Annotated in this window: 15 protein-coding genes; 11 read left to right on the top strand and 4 right to left on the bottom strand. The window is 72.0% G+C overall.

Annotated features, from left to right (window positions below; all coding sequences use genetic code 11):
* Positions 1-5: 5 nt before the first annotated feature.
* Positions 6-302, bottom strand: coding sequence for a YciI family protein (locus OG406_RS08210; protein ID WP_164371422.1), 297 nt, complete (start codon positions 300-302; stop codon positions 6-8).
* 64 nt (positions 303-366) lie between these two features.
* On the opposite strand from OG406_RS08210, the gene OG406_RS08205 reads away from it, so the two are divergent.
* Entirely contained in the window at positions 367-1,056 is a 690-nt protein-coding gene (locus OG406_RS08205; RefSeq protein ID WP_164371421.1) for an endonuclease V, read from the top strand.
* Positions 1,057-1,255: 199 nt separating this feature from the next.
* Complete coding sequence (gene mmpA, locus OG406_RS08200; protein WP_164371263.1) at positions 1,256-1,402, top strand: morphogenic membrane protein MmpA; 147 nt, start codon at positions 1,256-1,258, stop codon at positions 1,400-1,402.
* An 85-nt stretch (positions 1,403-1,487) separates the two neighbouring features.
* Here mmpA and OG406_RS08195 read toward each other — a convergent pair whose 3' ends face one another.
* A complete protein-coding gene (locus OG406_RS08195; protein WP_266851275.1) occupies positions 1,488-2,660 on the bottom strand; it encodes a saccharopine dehydrogenase family protein in 1,173 nt (390 codons plus the stop codon).
* A gap of 138 nt (positions 2,661-2,798) precedes the next feature.
* Here OG406_RS08195 and OG406_RS08190 point away from each other — a divergent pair, with 138 nt between their 5' ends.
* The 6 genes from OG406_RS08190 to OG406_RS08165 all read left to right on the top strand — a co-directional run bounded on the left by OG406_RS08190 (position 2,799) and on the right by OG406_RS08165 (position 10,288).
* Complete coding sequence (locus OG406_RS08190; protein ID WP_164371419.1) at positions 2,799-3,179, top strand: MmcQ/YjbR family DNA-binding protein; 381 nt, start codon at positions 2,799-2,801, stop codon at positions 3,177-3,179.
* 284 nt (positions 3,180-3,463) lie between these two features.
* Positions 3,464-4,600 carry a CaiB/BaiF CoA transferase family protein gene (locus OG406_RS08185; protein ID WP_329185001.1) on the top strand — a complete coding sequence of 379 codons (1,137 nt, stop codon included), beginning with the start codon at positions 3,464-3,466 and terminating at the stop codon, positions 4,598-4,600.
* Positions 4,600-5,613: an LLM class F420-dependent oxidoreductase gene (locus OG406_RS08180; protein ID WP_164371417.1), complete on the top strand. Its 1,014-nt coding sequence runs from the start codon at positions 4,600-4,602 to the stop codon at positions 5,611-5,613. The genes OG406_RS08185 and OG406_RS08180 overlap by 1 nt, the downstream gene beginning before the upstream one ends.
* 67 nt (positions 5,614-5,680) lie before the next feature.
* The gene (locus tag OG406_RS08175) at positions 5,681-6,823 is read left to right on the top strand and encodes an acyl-CoA dehydrogenase family protein (protein WP_329184999.1); all 1,143 of its coding nucleotides are present in this window, start codon (positions 5,681-5,683) and stop codon (positions 6,821-6,823) included.
* Between the two features lie 21 nt (positions 6,824-6,844).
* The gene (locus OG406_RS08170) at positions 6,845-8,059 is read left to right on the top strand and encodes an acetyl-CoA C-acetyltransferase (RefSeq protein ID WP_329184997.1); all 1,215 of its coding nucleotides are present in this window, start codon (positions 6,845-6,847) and stop codon (positions 8,057-8,059) included.
* Between the two features lie 36 nt (positions 8,060-8,095).
* The gene (locus OG406_RS08165) at positions 8,096-10,288 is read left to right on the top strand and encodes a 3-hydroxyacyl-CoA dehydrogenase NAD-binding domain-containing protein (protein ID WP_329184995.1); all 2,193 of its coding nucleotides are present in this window, start codon (positions 8,096-8,098) and stop codon (positions 10,286-10,288) included.
* A 158-nt stretch (positions 10,289-10,446) separates the two neighbouring features.
* On the opposite strand, the gene OG406_RS08160 is transcribed toward OG406_RS08165, so the two are convergent.
* On the bottom strand, positions 10,447-11,145 hold the full coding sequence (locus tag OG406_RS08160) for a MerR family transcriptional regulator (RefSeq protein ID WP_329184994.1): 699 nt from the start codon (positions 11,143-11,145) through the stop codon (positions 10,447-10,449).
* A gap of 568 nt (positions 11,146-11,713) precedes the next feature.
* Between OG406_RS08160 and OG406_RS08155 the strand changes: the two genes are divergently transcribed.
* Together OG406_RS08155 and OG406_RS08150 are read left to right on the top strand one after the other, a co-directional pair.
* Positions 11,714-13,180 carry an amino acid permease gene (locus tag OG406_RS08155; protein ID WP_329184991.1) on the top strand — a complete coding sequence of 489 codons (1,467 nt, stop codon included), beginning with the start codon at positions 11,714-11,716 and terminating at the stop codon, positions 13,178-13,180.
* Positions 13,181-13,313: 133 nt separating this feature from the next.
* The gene (locus OG406_RS08150; RefSeq protein ID WP_329184989.1) at positions 13,314-14,234 is read left to right on the top strand and encodes an adenosine kinase; all 921 of its coding nucleotides are present in this window, start codon (positions 13,314-13,316) and stop codon (positions 14,232-14,234) included.
* A 133-nt stretch (positions 14,235-14,367) separates the two neighbouring features.
* Here the strand turns inward: OG406_RS08150 and OG406_RS08145 are convergent, their stop codons facing one another.
* The gene (locus tag OG406_RS08145) at positions 14,368-15,888 is read right to left on the bottom strand and encodes a M1 family metallopeptidase (RefSeq protein WP_326841925.1); all 1,521 of its coding nucleotides are present in this window, start codon (positions 15,886-15,888) and stop codon (positions 14,368-14,370) included.
* Positions 15,889-16,070: 182 nt separating this feature from the next.
* On the opposite strand from OG406_RS08145, the gene OG406_RS08140 reads away from it, so the two are divergent.
* Positions 16,071-18,029 (top strand): Xaa-Pro dipeptidyl-peptidase, encoded by a 1,959-nt coding sequence (locus tag OG406_RS08140; protein ID WP_329184987.1) that lies wholly within the window; start codon positions 16,071-16,073, stop codon positions 18,027-18,029.
* Positions 18,030-18,040 lie beyond the last annotated feature (11 nt).

Genomic DNA, 18,040 nt, shown 5'->3' with positions numbered 1-18,040 from the left:
GCCGCTCAGCCGAGCGGTTCGCGGTACCGCTCCAGGCCGGGTGCCGTCTTCGTCGCGACGAACTCGGTCACGCGGTACGCGCACACGCCCGCGGTGACGAACGGGTCGCCCGCGGTGATCTCCTCGATCCGCGCCCGGTCCTCCGCGACGGCCAGGATCACCCCGCCGTCGCGCGGGTTCTTGCGCCCCGACGCGAGGAAGCAACCGGCCGCGTACTGCTGGTCCAGCCAGGCGACATGGGCTTCCAGGACGGCGTCGACGGCTTCGAGCGGCGCGGTGTAGGTCAGCTCCAGTACGAACATGATCGCGAGCCTACCTCCGGCCCGGTCGGGCGCCGCGGGGGTGAGGTCCTAGGCTCCTTCCATCATGAAGACCGTGAGGATTCCGGCGGGCTGGCCCGTCACCGAGGACCAAGCCCGCGCCGTGCAGGACGAGTTGAGGGGGCGGGTCGTCCTCGACGAGCCGGGTCCGCCGCCCGGCACCGGCCATGTCACGGGCGTCGACGTGGCCTACGACGACGAGCGGGACGTCGTGGCGGCGGCGGCCGTCGTCCTCGACGCGGCGACCCTCGACGTCGTGGCGGAGGCCACCGCGGTAGGCCAGGTCTCCTTCCCGTACGTGCCCGGGCTCCTCGCGTTCCGGGAGATCCCGACCGTCCTCGCCGCTCTGGAGGCCCTGCCCTGCCCGCCGGGCCTGGTGGTCTGCGACGGCTACGGTCTCGCCCACCCGCGGCGCTTCGGTCTCGCCGCCCATCTCGGCGTCCTCACCGGACTCCCCGCCATCGGCGTCGCCAAGAACCCGTTCACCTTCGCGTACGACGATCCGGGCCCCCGGCGCGGCAGCGCCTCGCCCCTCCTGGCCGACCGAGAAGAGGTGGGGCGCGCACTGCGCACGCGGGACGGCGTGAAGCCCGTGTTCGTCTCCGTCGGTCACCGGGTGGACCTCGACAACGCCTGCGCGCACACGCTGGCGCTCACCCCCGAGTACCGCCTCCCGGAGACCACTCGGCGTGCGGACGCCCTGTGCCGGCGCGCTCTTCAGGAGGCAACGGCCTGACAGCGCCGCCCGGTCGGCCCCACACGCCGCGAACGCGGCGTCGACCCACGTCAGGTGAGGCACGCCGTCCGAGCGGGCCGCCGGAGCGGGCCGCGTCAGCGGTTCGTCCGGGTGAGGGGACCGGACGAGGCGTCTGAGTACGTCTTCTGAGTACGCGCACGGATGCGACGGCACGGCCGTGATCGGCAGGCTGGCCCCCATGACCTCACACCGCGCCCCGAAGGCCGCAGCCGGCCCCGCCCAGCCCGTCGAGCGCGCCGTCACGACGGCGCTGCTCCTCGCCGTCCTGGCCGGACTCGCCTGGATCGGCGGGATGATCTGGACGGTGACCGGCTGGGCGACGTGACGGACGCCGGGCCGGGCCGCGGCCCCCGGCCCGAAGCGCTCCTCGCGCACCGGGTGGCGGCACCGAACGGCCCGAGCCTGCGGACCTAGCGCATCGCGGCCACCCGGAACGTGATGCCCGCCGCGCGGAGCCGCTCGATCAGCGCGTCCCCCATCGCCACCGCGGGCGTGACCTGCCCGGACGTCTTCGGCAGGTCGTCGAGGGCGAGGGCCATCGCCGCCTCCGCGAGCATCTTGGCCGTCTCGTCGTAGCCGGGGTCGCCGCCCGCGACCTCGGTGAACACACGTCGGCCGCCGCCCTCGCCCACGAACCGCACCGAGAACCAGCTCTTCGCGCGCCGCGCCGCGCTCGGCCCCTCGCCTGGCTTGAAACGGTCGGACAACCAGCGCCTGGCGGGCGGGAGTTGGGCCGCGGCGAAGAGCGCGCTCACCCCGGCCAGCCCGCCGAGCGCGACGGGCAGCCGCCGTACGGCCGCGTAGTGGCGGTAGCGGAAGTCCGGCCCGTACCGCTCCAGGGCCCGTGCCGAGCGCTGCACCACCTGCGCGTCGATGGTGGGCAGGGGCAGCGCCCAGGCGCCGACCTCTCCCGCGAACCGTGGGGCGCCCAGCGGCGCCACGGCACGGCGGCCCATCAGCCGGGGCTCGTGGTGCCTGCGGTCCCGGGCGGCCGCGATCATCTGCGGGCCCCGGGCGAACTGGTTGAGGGCGGAGTTGAACGTGCCGCCCGAGAACATCGCCTGGGAGCGGACGAATCCGTCCACCCGCAGCGGCACATCCTCCGGGAGCTGTCGCACGGTGAAGTACGCGCCGAGGTCGTGCGGGACCGAGTCGAAACCGCAGGCGTGCACGAGCCGCGCGCCCGTCTCCCGCGCACGTGCGTCGTGCCGCACGTACATCAGGTCCACGAACTCGGGCTCGCCGGTGAGGTCCAGGTAGTCGGTCCCGGCGTCCGCGCAGGCGGCGACCAGGTCCTCCCCGTACGTCACGTACGGACCCACCGTGCTGGCCACCACGCGCGCGTGCCGGGCGAGTTCGCGGACCGAGTCCGGGTCCGTCACGTCCGCCCGCAGCACACCGGGTGCGCCGCCGAGCCGTTCCCGCAGGCGTTCCAGTTTCTCCTCGCTGCGTCCGGCGATCGCCCACCGGAGCCCCTCGGGCGCATGCGCGGCGAGGTACTCCGCGGTGAGCTCTCCGACGAACCCCGTGGCTCCGAAGAGCACGACGTCGTACGCGCGGTCCGTCCCGTTCAGCCTGCTCATGACACCTTCCCCACTGTGGCCTGCGCTCGACCGTGCGGTGGCCCCGCGTCGTTGCGAAGCGCCGTTGTCGGTGGCTGAGGCTAGCGTGAGGGACGAGCAGTTGGACGACGAGGTCGCACGAACAGGCCGGAGGTAGCCGTGGCCGTGCCGAAGAACGCGCTGAAAAAGTGGCAGAAGGTGCGCGAGTTCGCGCTGGGGCTGCCCGGCGCCACGGAGGAGTTCCCCTGGGGCGAGACCGTGGCCAAGGCCAACAAGAAGGTCTTCGTCTTCCTCGGCGTCGACGACGGCAGTCACCCGTTGGCCGTCACGGTGAAGCTGACGGACGAGGAGGCGCACGCCCACGCGCTCACCTCCCCGGGCGCGGAGCCCGCCGGTTACGGCCTGGGCCGGGCCGGCTGGGTGCGCATACCCCTGGAGGAGTCGGGGTCTCCCCGGGCGGAGCTGCTGTGCGACTGGGTCGAGGAGAGCTACCGGGTCGTCGCCCCCAAGCGGCTGATCGCGGAGCTGGACCAGGCCTGAGCGTGCGCCGGGACCTGCTCCGCGTGGGGTGCGGACCGCCCTGAGAGCGGTGCCGGACCTGCACTGATCGCGGAAGCGGGGCCGGTTCCGGCCGATCCCGAGCCCGCCTCACCGTCGGCCCGCGGCGTCCCTTTCGGGCCCCTCCGGTCCGTTCCGGACCCCTTCGGTCCCCTCCACCCACCGGAATTTAACTAAGCGCTTGCTCGTCAGGGGCTTGCCCGGAGTGGAACACGTTCTTAACATCGCTGATGTCACATCAGTAGTGTCACAGTGCTGGGAGCTTGATGGCAGTGACAGGAACGCCGGGGCACGGCCCCCTCGCCGGGGTGCGTGTCGTCGAACTGGCGGGCATCGGACCCGGCCCGTTCGCCGCCATGCTGCTGGCCGACCTGGGAGCGGACGTCGTGCGGGTGGACCGCCCCGACGGCCCCGGCCTCGCGATCGATCCGGCCCACGACGTCACCAACCGCAACAAGCGGTCCGTGATCATCGACCTCAAGGCCGAGAGCGGCCCGTCCCGGGTCCTCGACCTGGCCGAACGGGCCGACATCCTGATCGAGGGCTACCGGCCCGGCGTCGCGGAACGCCTCGGCGTCGGCCCCGAGCCCTGTCACGCCCGCAATCCGAAACTCGTCTACGGGCGGATGACCGGCTGGGGCCAGGACGGCCCGCTCGCCCACCGCGCAGGGCACGACGTCGCCTACATCGCGCTCACCGGCACCCTCGGCATGATCGGCAGACCCGACGAGGCCCCCGCCGTCCCCGCGAACCTCCTCGGCGACTACGCGGGCGGCTCGCTCTACCTCGTCGTCGGCGTCCTCGCCGCTCTCCACCACGCACGCGAGAGCGGCGCCGGGCAGGTCGTGGACGCGGCCATCGTCGACGGCACCGCCCACCTGTCCACGATGATCCACGGCATGATGGCCGCCGGCGGCTGGCAGGACCGGCGCGGCGCCAACCTCCTCGACGGCGGCTGCCCGTACTACGGCACCTACGAGACGGCCGACGGCGGCCACATGGCCGTGGGCCCCCTGGAGGGCCGGTTCTACGACACGTTCGTCGACCTGCTCGGCGTCCCGGAACTGCGCCCCGCCCGCAAGGACCTCGCCCGCTGGCCGGAACTGCGCGAGACGGTCGCCGCCCGCTTCAAGACCCGTACCCGCGACGAGTGGACCGCGGTGTTCGACGGATCCGACGCCTGCGTGGCGCCCGTTCTCTCCCTGCGCGAGGCACCCACCCATCCGCACCTCGCGGCCCGCGGCACCTTCGTGGACCACGGCGGCATCACCCAGCCGGCCCCCGCGCCGCGCTTCTCCACCACCCCCACCTCCGTGCGCGGCGGCCCCGCCCTGCCGGGGGCCGACACCGCGGACGTGGCCCGTGACTGGGACGTACCCCGGCTGACCGAGGACGACGACTGATGGAACTCTCCCTCCCGCTCGACTACGCGGGCGACGCGCGAGCGGCTGCCGACGAGGTCGCCGCCCTGGAGGCCGCCGGGCTGGACGCCGTCTGGGTCGCCGAGGCCTACGGTTTCGACTCGCCCACGGTCATGGGCTACCTCGCCGCGCGCACCGAGCGGATGAGGATCGGCGCCGCGATCCTGAACGTCTACTCACGCACCCCCGCCCTGATCGCCCAGACGGCGGCAGGGCTCGACGCGGTCTCCGGAGGCCGCGCGATCATCGGTCTCGGCGCCTCCGGCCCGCAGGTCGTCGAGGGCTGGCACGGGAAGGCGTACGACAGGCCGCTCGGCCGGACCCGCGAGACCATCGAGCTGACCCGCCGCATCCTGCGCCGCGAGGTCATCGACCACCACGGCATCACCGACATGCCCCGCCCCGGCGGCCTGGGCAAACCGCTGAAGATCCTCACCAGGCCCGTCCGCCCCGAAGTCCCGCTCTACGTGGCCTCGTTGGGCCCGGCCAACGTACGGATGACCGCGGAGATCGCGGACGGCTGGCTCCCCACGCTGTTCATCCCCGAGAAGGCCCACCAGGTGTGGGGCACCCCCCTGGCCGAGGGCAGGGCGCTGCGCGACCCGTCGCTCGGCCCCCTCCAGGTCGTCGCCGGCGGCCCGCTCGCGATCGGCGAGGACGCGGCGGCCCTGCGCGACCTCGTGCGCCCCCGCATCGCGCTCTACGTCGGCGGCATGGGCGCCCCGGGCAAGAACTTCTACAACGACCTCGCGGTGGCCTACGGCTACGAGAAGGAGGCCCGGCTCATCCAGGAGCTGTACCTCTCCGGCCGCAAGGCCGAGGCGGAGGCGGCCGTGCCGGACGAGTTCTGCGAACTGATGTCGCTGTGCGGCCCCGAGGGCTACGTCCGAGACCGCGTCGCCGCCTTCGAGGAGGCCGGGGTGACGATGCTCAACGTGACGCCCGTGGGCCCCGATCCGGCCCGGCTCGTCGAGACCGTGAAGAACTGGCTCTGAGCGGCCGCCCGGCCGACACGCGCCCGATCGTGGACCACCGCCCGCACACCAGGAAGGCCGTTCCCGCATGAAGCGGCAGATCTTCACCGCCGAGCACGACGCGTTCCGCGAGACCGTCCGCACCTTCCTCGCCAAGGAGGTGCTGCCCCACTACGAACAGTGGGAGAAGGACGGCATCGTCTCGCGCGAGGCCTGGCGGGCCGCCGGCCGGCAGGGCCTGCTCGGGCTCGCCGTACCGGAGGAGTACGGGGGCGGCGGCAACGCGGACTTCCGCTACAGCGCCGTCCTCGCCGAGGAGTTCACCCGCGCGGGAGCCGCCGGCCTCGCCGTCGGCCTGCACAACGACATCATCGGCCCCTATCTCACCGGCCTCGCCACCGAGGAACAGAAGCGGCGCTGGCTGCCCGGCTTCTGCGACGGCTCGCTCATCACCGCGATCGCCATGACCGAACCCGGCGCCGGATCCGACCTCCAGGGCATCACGACCCACGCCGAGGACAGGGGCGACCACTTCCTGCTCAACGGCTCCAAGACGTTCATCTCCAACGGCATCCTCGCCGACCTGGTGATCGTCGTCGCGAGGACCACCCCCGAGGGCGGCGCGCACGGACTGTCCCTGCTCGTCGTGGAGCGCGGCGCCGAGGGCTTCGAGCGGGGCCGCAACCTCGACAAGATCGGCCAGAAGTCCCAGGACACCGCCGAGTTGTTCTTCCACGACGTGCGCGTGCCCAAGGAGAACCTCCTCGGCGAGCCGAACGGCGCGTTCGTCCACCTGATGACGAACCTCGCGCAGGAACGCATGGGGATCGCCGTCGCCGCCATCGCGGGCGCCGAACACCTGCTGGAGATCACCACCGAGTACGTGAAGGAGCGCGAGGCGTTCGGCCGGCCGCTCGCCAAGCTCCAGCACATCCGCTTCGAGATAGCCGAGATGGCCACCGAGTGCGCCGTCACCCGCACCTTCCTCGACCGCTGCATCGTCGACCACTCCGACGGCGAACTCGACGCGGTGCACGCCTCGATGGCCAAGTGGTGGGCCACCGAACTCCAGAAGCGGGTCGCCGACCGCTGCCTGCAACTGCACGGCGGCTACGGCTACATGACGGAATACCGGGTCGCCCGGGCCTTCATCGACGGACGCATCCAGACCATCTACGGCGGGACCACCGAGATCATGAAGGAGATCATCGGCCGTTCCCTGCTCGGCTAACCCTCCCCGAAAGGCTTACCAGTGAGCACCGAAGCGTACGTGTACGACGCGATCCGCACCCCGCGCGGCCGCGGCAAGCAGAACGGCGCCCTGCACGGCACCAAGCCCATCGACCTGGTCGTCGGGCTCATCCACGAGGTGCAGCGCCGCTTCCCGGACCTCGACCCGGCCGCCATCGACGACATCGTCCTCGGTGTCGTCGGCCCGGTCGGCGACCAGGGCTCCGACATCGCCCGTATCGCCGCGATCGCGGCGGGCCTGCCCGACACCGTGGCCGGCGTTCAGGAGAACCGCTTCTGCGCCTCGGGCCTGGAAGCCGTCAACCTCGCGGCGATGAAGATCCGTTCGGGCTGGGAGGACCTGGTCCTCGCGGGCGGCGTCGAGTCGATGTCCCGGGTGCCCATGGCCTCGGACGGCGGCGCCTGGTTCGCCGACCCGATGACCAACCTGGCCACCAACTTCGTGCCGCAGGGCATCGGCGCCGACCTCATCGCCACCATCGAGGGCTTCTCCCGCCGCGACGTCGACGAGTACGCGGCGCTCTCCCAGGAGCGCGCCGCCGCCGCCGTGAAGGCCGGCCGGTTCGAGCGGTCCGTCGTCCCCGTCAGGGACCGCGCGGGTCTCACGGTCCTCGACCACGACGAGTTCCTGCGCCCCGGCACCACCGCCGACTCCCTCGCCAAGCTGAAGCCGTCCTTCGCCGACATCGGCGACCTGGGCGGATTCGACGCCGTGGCCCTGCAGAAGTACCACTGGGTCGAGGCCATCGACCACGTCCACCACGCGGGCAACTCCTCGGGCATCGTCGACGGCGCCTCGCTCGTCGCCATCGGCTCCCGCGAGGTCGGCGAGCGCTACGGCCTCACCCCCCGCGCGCGGATCGTCTCCGCCGCCGTCTCCGGCTCCGAGCCCACCATCATGCTCACCGGGCCCGCGCCCGCCACCCGCAAGGCGCTCGCCAAGGCCGGCCTGACCATCGACGACATCGACCTCGTCGAGATCAACGAGGCCTTCGCGGCCGTCGTCCTGCGCTTCGTGAAGGACATGGGACTGTCGCTGGACAAGGTCAACGTCAACGGCGGCGCCATCGCGCTGGGCCACCCCCTCGGCGCCACCGGCGCGATGATCCTCGGCACCCTCGTCGACGAACTGGAACGCCAGGACAAGCGGTACGGCCTCGCCACCCTGTGCGTGGGCGGCGGCATGGGCATCGCCACCATCGTCGAGCGCGTCTGACCCCCAACGGATCACGGATCTACGGAGCATCCCCTGATGAGCACTGAGCCCACCACCATCCGCTGGGAACAGGACGAGACCGGCGTCGTCACCCTCGTCCTCGACGACCCCAACCAGTCCGCGAACACGATGAACCAGGCGTTCCGCGCCTCCCTCGCCGCGATCACCGACCGCCTGGAGGCCGAGAAGGACTCGATCCGGGGCGTGATCTTCACCTCCGCCAAGAAGACCTTCTTTGCGGGCGGCGACCTGCGCGACCTCATCCGCGTCACCCCGGCCACCGCCCAGGACCTCTTCGACGGCGGCCTCGCCATCAAGCGGAACCTGCGCCGCATCGAGACCCTGGGCAAGCCGGTCGTCGCCGCGATCAACGGCGCCGCCCTGGGCGGCGGCTTCGAGCTCGCCCTCGCCTGCCACCACCGGATCGCCCTCGACACCCCCGGCACCAAGATCGGCTGCCCCGAGGTCACCCTGGGCCTGCTCCCCGGAGGCGGCGGAGTCGTCCGCACCGTACGGCTGCTGGGCATCGCCGACGCCCTGCTGAAGGTCCTCCTCCAGGGCACGCAGTACAACGCGACGCGCGCCCGGGAGAACGGCCTCGTCCACGAGGTCGCCGCCGGCCCCGAGGAACTGCTCGCCAAGGCGCGCGCCTTCATCGACGCCAACCCCGAGTCCCAGCAGCCCTACGACAAGCCGGGCTACCGCATCCCGGGCGGCACCCCGGCCAACCCGAAGTTCGCGGCCAACCTGCCCGCCTTCCCGGCCAACCTGCGCAAGCAGACCAACGGCGCGCCCTACCCGGCCCCGCGCAGCATCCTCGCCGCCGCCGTCGAGGGCTCCCAGGTCGACTTCGAGACGGCCCAGGTCATCGAGGCCCGCTACTTCGTCGAGCTGGCCGCGGGCCAGACCTCGAAGAACATGATCCAGGCGTTCTTCTTCGACCTCCAGGCCGTCAACTCCGGCGCCAACAGGCCCCAGGGCATCGAGCCGCGCCCGGTCCGCAAGGTCGCCGTGCTCGGCGCGGGCATGATGGGCGCGGGCATCGCCTACGCGTGCGCCCGCGCGGGCATCGACGTCGTCCTGAAGGACGTGACGGCGGAGGCCGCGGCCAAGGGCCGGGCGTACTCCGAGAAGCTGTGCGCCAAGGCGGTCTCCCGGGGACGGACGACGCAGGAGAAGGCCGACGCCCTGCTCGCCCGCATCACGCCCACCGCGGACCCGAACGACCTCGCCGGTTGCGACGCCGTCATCGAGGCCGTCTTCGAGGACACCTCGCTCAAGCACAAGGTGTTCCAGGAGATCCAGAGCGTCGTCGAACCCGACGCGCTCCTCTGCTCCAACACCTCCACCCTGCCGATCACCGCGCTCGCCGAGGGCGTCGAGCGGCAGGAGGACTTCATCGGGCTGCACTTCTTCTCGCCCGTCGACAAGATGCCGCTGGTCGAGATCATCAAGGGCGAACGCACCGGTGACGAGGCGCTCGCCCGCGCCTTCGACCTCGTACGGCAGATCAAGAAGACCCCGATCGTCGTCAACGACTCGCGCGGCTTCTTCACCTCCCGCGTCATCGGGCAGTTCATCAACGAGGGTGTGGCGATGGTCGGCGAGGGCATCGAGCCCGCCTCCGTCGAGCAGGCCGCCGCCCAGGCCGGCTATCCCGCCAAGGTCCTCTCCCTGATGGACGAGCTGACGCTCACCCTGCCGCGCAAGATCCGCAAGGAGTCGCAGCAGGCCGTCGAGGAGGCGGGCGGCACCTGGGAGACGCACCCGGCGGAGGCCGTCATCGACCGCATGGTCGACGAGTTCGGCCGCCCCGGCCGCAGCGGCGGCGGTGGCTTCTACGAGTACGGGGAGGACGGCAGGCGCGGTCGGCTGTGGCCGGGACTGCGCGAGCACTTCACCCGGCCCGGGCACGAGATCCCGTTCGAGGACATGAAGGAGCGCATGCTCTTCTCCGAGGCGCTGGACACCGTCCGGCTCCTGGAGGAAGGCGTCCTCACCTCCGTCGCCGACGCCAACATCGGGTCCGTCTTCGGCATCGGGTTCCCCGGCTGGACCGGCGGCGTGCTCCAGTACGTCAACGGCTACGAGGGTGCCACCGGCACCGGACCGGCCGGATTCGTGGCCCGCGCACGGCAGTTGGCCGAGCGCTACGGCGACCGGTTCACCCCGCCGGCGCTGCTGGTCGAGAAGGCGGAGAAGGGCGAGCGCTTCACCGACGCGGGATGACCCGGGCCCGTGCCACGGGGTGACCCGTCACCCCGTGGCACGGGGACGCGCTGCGCGGGGCGGCCACCGGACGCCGGCCGGCGAACCGGCGGTCCGCCGCTCCGGCCGGGCCCTGCGCCATCGCGTCGCCGCGAGGGTGAGTTCCGCGCGGAGCCCGGTCAGGACTCCTTGAGCCACTCCCGCAGCTCCTCCTTCAGCGACCGCTGGAACGTGGTGAGCAGCGCCTGCACCACCAGCGGCTGCATGTGGGCCGACAGCGACTTCACGGCCGCCACGGACTCGCGGTCGCCCACCGCGTCCCGCAGGAGGGTGGACAGCTCGTGGGCCGCCGCTCGCGAGTGCTCCAGCAGGACGGTCCGGGCGGCGAGGATCGTCTCGTGCGCGAGGGGCACGTCGAGCAACTCGACGCCGAGCCGCAGCAGCCCGGGGTCCAGCCGTACCGCGTCGCCGGCCCGCTCGACGACGCCCATCGCGGCGAGCCGCTCCAGGTCCTCGTCGTCGAGGGGACGCCCGGCCCGCCGCTCCAGTTCCGCACGGGTCACCTCCTCCGTCGCGTCGGGTGCCCAGGAGGCGACCACGGCACGGTGGATGGCGAGATCGTGCGCACTCAGGCCGGGCGGCAGCTGCGTGAGATGGCGCTCGATCGCGGCCAGCGTCATGCCCCGGTGCTGCAACTCCTCGATGAGGGCGAGCCGCGCCAGGTGCTCCTGGCTGTAGTGGCCGACACGGCGAGGTCCGATCACCGGAGGCGGCAACAGGCCCCGGGCGCTGTAGAAGCGGACCGTGCGGACCGTGACACCCGCCCGTGCGGCCAGCTCGTCGACCGTGAGCGTGGGCTCCCCGGTGTCCGTCGTCATGGCAGGTCCTCGCCTCTCGCGTCGTACCGCGCGCTCCGGCGGACCGGTGACCGCGCGGTGCAACAGTATTGCTGTCCCACCAGTGTTGTGAAAGCGGTTGTCCAGGACCGGCGGGGGGCGGACCGCTCGGGACGCGGGAGTGCGCAGGGCGACGGACCCGCGTCCCGCCGCGCCGCGCGTACGGTGACGGAGCCGTCATGGAGGGTGACCGGACCGGCCGGGTGAGGTGATCGCACACGGCCGGACGGGGTGACGGCACCCGACCGGGCCGCGGCCCGGCCCCGGAGTCGGCCGCGTGACGTGTCGGCGGCCCGGCGCGGGCCGCACACGCCTGTCGGCGAGGGCGCCACACGCCCGTCGGCGCGGGCCCACACGCCCGTCACAAACCGTGTGTCCTGTGATCGCCGGGTGAGAAGTTCCCTGGTGTGACGCGTGCCACCGCATGGGAGGTGATCCTCCTGGGCAGGCGGCGCCTTGGTCCGCGCATCGTCGGAGACAGCGCGGACCCGGCACATCCGGACACCCGCGCACCCCGTGTGCCGGGGCGCACCAGAAGGTAGATCCACCCGTGAGCAAGGACGCCGTAGACACGGCCGGGGCCGCCTCCCGCACCGGTGCGACCCAGTCGCCCGCCGACGCGGGCGACGCCGGTTACAGCAAGGGCCTCAAGGCCCGCCACGTCAACATGATCGCCATCGGTGGCGCGATCGGCACGGGGCTCTTCCTCGGCGCCGGCGGCCGCCTGCACGACGCGGGTCCCGCGCTCGCCGTCGCCTACCTCGTATGCGGCGCCTTCGCCTTCTTCGTGGTCCGCGCCCTCGGCGAGCTCGTGCTCTACCGACCCTCCTCCGGGTCCTTCGTCTCGTACGCCCGTGAGTTCCTGGGCGAGAAGGGCGCGTACGTCGCCGGGTGGATGTACTTCCTCAACTGGTCGACGACCGGGATCGCCGACATCACCGCGATCGCGCTCTACACCCACTACTGGAGCTTCTTCACCGACATCCCGCAGTGGGTGCTGGCGCTGATCGCCCTCGCGGTGGTGCTCGCCGTGAACCTGATCTCGGTGAAGATCTTCGGCGAGATGGAGTTCTGGTTCGCGATCATCAAGGTCGCCACCCTCGTCGGCTTCATGCTGATCGGCATCTTCCTGCTGGCCACGCAGCACGAGGTCGGCGGCCACACCCCGGGTCCGGGCCTGGTCACCGACCACGGCGGGCTCCTGCCGCACGGCATGATGCCGGTCGTCCTCGTGATGCAGGGCGTGATCTTCGCGTACGCCGCGCTGGAGCTGGTCGGCGTCGCCGCCGGTGAGACCGAGGAGCCGGAGAAGGTCGTCCCGCGCGCGGTGAACTCGATCATGTGGCGCGTGGGCGTGTTCTACGTCGGTTCGGTCGTCCTGCTGGCCCTGCTGCTGCCGGGCTCGGTCTACACGGCCGACCAGAGCCCGTTCGTCACCGTCCTGTCGAAGATCGGCGTGCCGGCGGCCGGTGACGTCATGAACCTCGTCGTCCTCACGGCGGCCATGTCGTCCCTGAACTCCGGCCTGTACTCCACCGGCCGCATCCTGCGCTCCATGGCCATGGCGGGCTCGGCGCCCCGGTTCACCGCGAAGATGAACCGCAGCCAGGTCCCGTACGGCGGCATCCTGCTCACCTCCGCGGTGTGCGTGCTCGGCGTCGTCCTGAACTACCTCATGCCGAGCCAGGCCTTCGAGATCGTCCTGAACGTGGCGTCGCTCGGCATCATCAGCACCTGGGTGATCATCATGATCTGCCACCTGGTGTTCGTCCGCCGGGCCAAGGAGGGACTGGTGACCCGCCCGTCGTTCCGGCTGCGCGGCAGCCCGGTGACCGAGATCGTCACCATCGCCTTCCTGCTGGCCGTCCTCGGCCTGATGTGGAACGACCCCGAGGTCGGCCGCAAGACCCTCCTCCTCGTCCCCCTGATCGCCGTCCTGCTCGTCGCCGGCTGGTTCGGCGTCCGCCGCCGGGTCACGAAGACCCAGGACGAGGAACTGAACGGCCTGACGAAGTAGCGGACGGGAGGCGGGGTCCCCGTCCGACGGTCAAGCCCGGTGTCACCGCAAGGAGTTGCGGAACCTTGCGCAACTCCTTGCAGTGATCGTCCGGGCCTGCTTGACTCGCTGGTCGCATCCGACAGGGAGAGTCATGAGCCGCGACATCGACGTCCTCGTCCTCGGCGGCGCGGGCGTGGACACCATCGTGCACGTGCCCGAGCTGCCCCTTCCGTACGCCGACAGCCACATGATCCGCCCCGGGATCGAGACACGGGCCGGACAGACGGGGGACTTCGTGGCCCTCGGGCTGCACGAGCTGGGCCTGCGCACGCACCACCTCGACCTGCTCGGCGACGACCCGGAGGGCGACCTCGTCCGGGCCCTGCACCGCGACCGGGGCATCCCGCTCACGACGGTGCCCCAGCCCGCCGGCACCAAGCGGGCGGTCAATCTCGTCGGCCCCGACGGGCGGCGGCTGTCCCTGTACGACGACACCCGCTCACGGGAGGCCGACCGGTTCCCGGAGGGGACGGTGCGGGAGCTGGCCGGGGCGAGCCGGCACGCCCACGTGTCGATCACCCACCCCTGCGCGCACACCCTGCCGGCCCTCCGGGAGGCCGGGGTGACCCTGTCGACCGACCTGCACAACTGGGACGGCGAGAATCCGTACCACGAGCCGTTCGCGTACGCCGCCGACATCGTGTTCGTCTCCACCACCGCGCTCGCCGACCCCGAGCGGACCATGCGGCGCGTCAGGGAGCGGGGCCGGGCCGAGGTGGTCGTCGCCACGGCGGGCGCCGAGGGCGCGTACCTGCTGGCCGGGGACGAACTCGTCCACGTCCCCGCGGTACCGCCCCCGGCACCCGTCGTCGACTCCAACGGCGCCGGGGACGCGTTCGCCGCCGGATTCCTCTTCGGCCGGCTGACCGGGGAGCCGCTCCGCCGCTGCGCCCTGTACGGGGCGCTGGCCGGCGCCCACGCCTGCACCGTGCCCTCGACCCGCGCCGGGGCCGTCAGCCACGCCGAACTGGTCTCCCGGGCGGCAGAGTGGGAGAAGGCCTACCCGGCGTGACCGCGTGAAGCGTGAAGCGGCAGAGCGGCTGGGACGGTGCGGTCGGGTACCGGTTCGCGCCGACGACGGAGTGGGCGCCCCACTCCTGCGCGGGGCGCCCACGCCCGTCGGTGAGTCCGTCCGGCCGGTCTCCTCAGCGCCCGTCGGCCGTGCCGGTGTGGACCGTGTCGGTCGCCGCGATCTTCTTCCAGGACCTGGGACGGGGCACCGAACCCCGGGCGGCCGTTTCCGCGGACTTGGCCGGACCCGCACCCCGCGCCGCCGGAGCCGCGGGCTTCGACGGCTGGAAGAGCCAGGTGTCGAAGAGCGCGGCGAGCGACCGCCCGGACACGCGCTCGGCGAACGTCCGGAAGTCGTCGACCGACGCGTTGCCGTACGCGTGCTCCTTCGGCCACCCCTTCAGGATGGCGAAGAAGGCGTCGTCCCCGACCTCGTTGCGCAGGGCCTGCACGGCCAGCGCGCCCCGGTCGTAGACCGCCGTGTCGAACTGGTTCTCCGCCCCGGGGTCTCCGGGCGCGACCGTCCAGAACGCGTCGTCCGCCGGGTGGGAGGCGTAGGTGTAGTCCGCGAGTTCCTGCGCGGTGCCCTCGCCCTCGTGCTCCGACCAGAGCCACTGCGCGTAGCGCGCGAAGCCCTCGTTGATCCAGATGTCCTTCCAGCCCTTCAGCGACACGTCGTCGCCGTACCACTGGTGCGCCAACTCGTGCACCACCACGGAGGTGTTGGAGCCGTTCGCGAACTGGCGGGGGCTGTAGTACACCCGCGTCTGCGTCTCCAGCGCGTAGCCGGTCGTGGTGTTGGGGACGTATCCGCCCGCGGAACTGAACGGATACGGCCCGAAGTAGCCGCTCAGCCAGTCGACGAGTTCGCCGGTCCGCTCGACACTGGCGCGCGCCGCGCCGTCGTTGTCCCCGAGGTCCTTGCTGTAGGCGTTGACGACCGGGACGCCGCCGTCGGACGTGCCGGTCGTGATGTCGAACTTCCCGACCGCGAGCGTCGTCAGGTACGTCGCCTGCGGCTTGTTCGACCGCCAGTTGTAACGGGTCCAGCCCAGCCGTGAACTCGACGACTGGAGTGTGCCGTTGGAGATCGCCTGGGTGCCGTCCGGCACCGCCACCGACACGTCGTACGTCGCCTTGTCGAGCGGGTGGTCGTTGCTCGGGTACCACCACCACGCCGACTCGGGCTCGTCCGCGGCGACGGCGCCGTCCGGCGTCCGGTGCCAGGTCGAGAAGCCGTACGCGGACTTCGTGGACGGCACCCCGCTGTACCGGACGACGACCGTGATCGGCGTGCCCTTGGCGAGCGGTTTCGCCGGGGTGATCTCCAGCTCGTGCTCGCCCGACGTCTCGAACGACGCCTTCGCGCCGTTGACCCGGACCTCGCTCACGTCGAGCAGGAAGTCCAGATCGAACCGGGACAGGTCCTGCGTGGTCGTCGCCAGCAGGGTCGCCGTGCCCTCCAGTTCGTCCGTCCGTGGCTGGTACGTGAGCCGCAGGTCGTAGTGGGAGACGTCGTATCCGCCGTTGCCGTAGGCCGGGTAGTAGCGGTCGCCGATGCCCGGTGCTCCGGGTGTGTAACTTGCCGCCGATGCCGGGATCGCCAGCAGCAGGGAGGCGGCCAGGGCGCCCGGGGCGATGAGTCTGCGGTGCACGTGGGGCTCCAAGTCGTGGGGGCATGAAGTCTGTCCGGAGCCTATTGAGTCCCTGTGGCCCCGGTCATGTCCACGGCCACCCCTGTCACACGATCGCCATTCGGCCGACATGTGACGCCCCACCCCACCCGTCGCTCATCTCCCCCCTTTTGCAAGGGAGTTGACCGGGGTACCTTCCGCGCATGCCGATACCCGTGCGCCGCATGCGCTTCACGACCTGGAGATCGCTCGCGACGGCCGCCGTGGCCGCCCTGATGGCCGCGTTCCTCGCCCCCGCCGCCGCACACGGCGCCCCGCGCGAGAGCACCCCGGTCTACTCGTACGAGAACGCGATCCGGGAGTCCGTCTGGGTCGACACCGGGCTCGACGGCGACAGCGACGGAAAGCCCGACCGGGTCGCCGTCGACATCGTCCGCCCCCGCGAACCCGCCCGGCAGGGCCGCAAAGTCCCCGTCATCATGGACGCCAGCCCCTACTACTCGTGCTGCGGGCGCGGCAACGAGAGCCAGGTGAAGACGTACGACGCGAACGGCCACGTCGTCCAGATGCCGCTGTTCTACGACAACTACTTCGTCCCGCGCGGCTACGCCTTCGTCGGAGTCGACCTCGCCGGCACGAACCGCTCCGACGGCTGCGTCGACGTGGGCGGCCGCTCCGACGTGCGGTCGGCCAAGGCCGTCGTGGACTGGCTGAACGGCCGGGCCCGCGGATACACCACCCGCACCGGCGCCGTCACCGCCAAGGCGGGCTGGACGGACGGCAGTACGGGCATGATCGGCAAGAGCTGGGACGGCACCATCGCCAACGGGGTCGCCGCCACCGGCGTCAAGGGCCTGAAGACCATCGTGCCGATCAGCGCCATCTCCTCCTGGTACGACTACTACTTCGCCCAGGGCGCCCCGCTCTACGACTCCGGCCCCGACTGGCTCTCCGGCTACGTGGACAGTCCCGACGCGCGCGCCAAGTGCGCCGCGGTACAGCAGAAGTTGGTGGACGGGGCCCCGCGCACCGGCGACTGGACGCCGCTGTGGACCGAGCGCGACTACGTCAAGGACGCCTCGAAGGTGCGCGCCAGCGTGTTCCTCGTCCACGGCATGCAGGACCTCAACGTCCGCACGAAGAACTTCGGCCAGTGGTGGGACGCCCTCGCCCGGCACGGTGTCGAGCGCAAGATCTGGCTCTCCCAGACCGGCCACGTCGACCCCTTCGACTTCCGCCGTGCCGCCTTCGTCGACACCCTCCACCGCTGGTTCGACCATGAACTCCTCGGCTACGACAACGGCATCGACGACGAGCCGATGGCCGACATCGAACGCCACCCCGACCAGTGGACCACCTCGACACTCTGGCCGCCCCGCACCACCACGGCGACCACCCTGCACCCGGGCACGGGCACCCAGGCCGGCGTCGGCACCCTCGCCCTCCGCGGGGGCTCGGGGACGGAGACCTTCACCGACGACCCGGCGCTGAGCGAGACCGACTGGGCCGCGCACATCGACCGGCCGACGCCGGAGAAGGCGGGCTTCACCACCGGGCCGCTCACCCGCGACCTGCGGCTCTCCGGCTCCTCCCGGGTCACCGTCACCGCCACCCCCACCACCTCGACGGCCCATCTCTCCGCGGTCCTGGTCGACCTCGGACCGGACACCGTCCGCGACTACGCGGGCCCGGGCGAGGGCATCACCACGCTCACCGGCCGCACCTGCTGGGGCGCGAGCACCGCGGGCGACAGCGCCTGCTACCTGGGGACCGAGGCTGCCACGGCGGACGTCGACTTCACCGTCCTGAGCCGTGGCTGGGCCGACCTCGGCCACCGCGCCTCGGGCCACGGCGGCCCGCTCACGCCCGGCAAGGCCTACACGACCACCCTCGACCTCGCGGCCACCGACCACGTCGTCCCGAAGGGTCACCGCCTCGCGCTGATCGTCGCGGGCACCGACAAGGACCTGATCGACCCGCCGTCCAGCACACCGGCCCTGACCCTCGACCTGACCCGTACGTCCGCGCACGTCCCGCTCGTCGGCGGCGCGGCGGCCTTCGCTCGGGCGACCGCCGGCTCCGCCCCGGCCCCCGCCGCGTCCGTCCTCGACGGCGTACGCGATCCCGGCGCCGCCGTCCGTGTCCCGGGGGAGCGGCGCTGACCCACCGCGCC

This window comes from Streptomyces sp. NBC_01428 (genome assembly GCF_036231965.1).
Lineage (GTDB): Bacteria > Actinomycetota > Actinomycetes > Streptomycetales > Streptomycetaceae > Streptomyces.
The sequence above is the reverse complement of the archived record's forward strand: the minus strand, read 5'-3'. Positions and strand labels throughout refer to the sequence as shown.

Bases quoted from the DNA above. Each gene is read 5' to 3' on its own strand.
- OG406_RS08165 (WP_329184995.1), top strand. From the start codon at position 8,096: ATGAGCACTGAGCCCACCACCATCCGCTGGGAACAGGACGAGACCGGC.
- OG406_RS08185 (WP_329185001.1), top strand. From the start codon at position 3,464: ATGGCAGTGACAGGAACGCCGGGGCACGGCCCCCTCGCCGGGGTGCGT.
- OG406_RS08205 (WP_164371421.1), top strand. From the start codon at position 367: ATGAAGACCGTGAGGATTCCGGCGGGCTGGCCCGTCACCGAGGACCAA.
- OG406_RS08150 (WP_329184989.1), top strand. From the start codon at position 13,314: ATGAGCCGCGACATCGACGTCCTCGTCCTCGGCGGCGCGGGCGTGGAC.
- OG406_RS08140 (WP_329184987.1), top strand. From the start codon at position 16,071: ATGCCGATACCCGTGCGCCGCATGCGCTTCACGACCTGGAGATCGCTC.
- OG406_RS08175 (WP_329184999.1), top strand. From the start codon at position 5,681: ATGAAGCGGCAGATCTTCACCGCCGAGCACGACGCGTTCCGCGAGACC.
- OG406_RS08160 (WP_329184994.1), bottom strand. From the start codon at position 11,145: ATGACGACGGACACCGGGGAGCCCACGCTCACGGTCGACGAGCTGGCC.
- OG406_RS08210 (WP_164371422.1), bottom strand. From the start codon at position 302: ATGTTCGTACTGGAGCTGACCTACACCGCGCCGCTCGAAGCCGTCGAC.
- OG406_RS08180 (WP_164371417.1), top strand. From the start codon at position 4,600: ATGGAACTCTCCCTCCCGCTCGACTACGCGGGCGACGCGCGAGCGGCT.
- mmpA (WP_164371263.1), top strand. From the start codon at position 1,256: ATGACCTCACACCGCGCCCCGAAGGCCGCAGCCGGCCCCGCCCAGCCC.
- OG406_RS08195 (WP_266851275.1), bottom strand. From the start codon at position 2,660: ATGAGCAGGCTGAACGGGACGGACCGCGCGTACGACGTCGTGCTCTTC.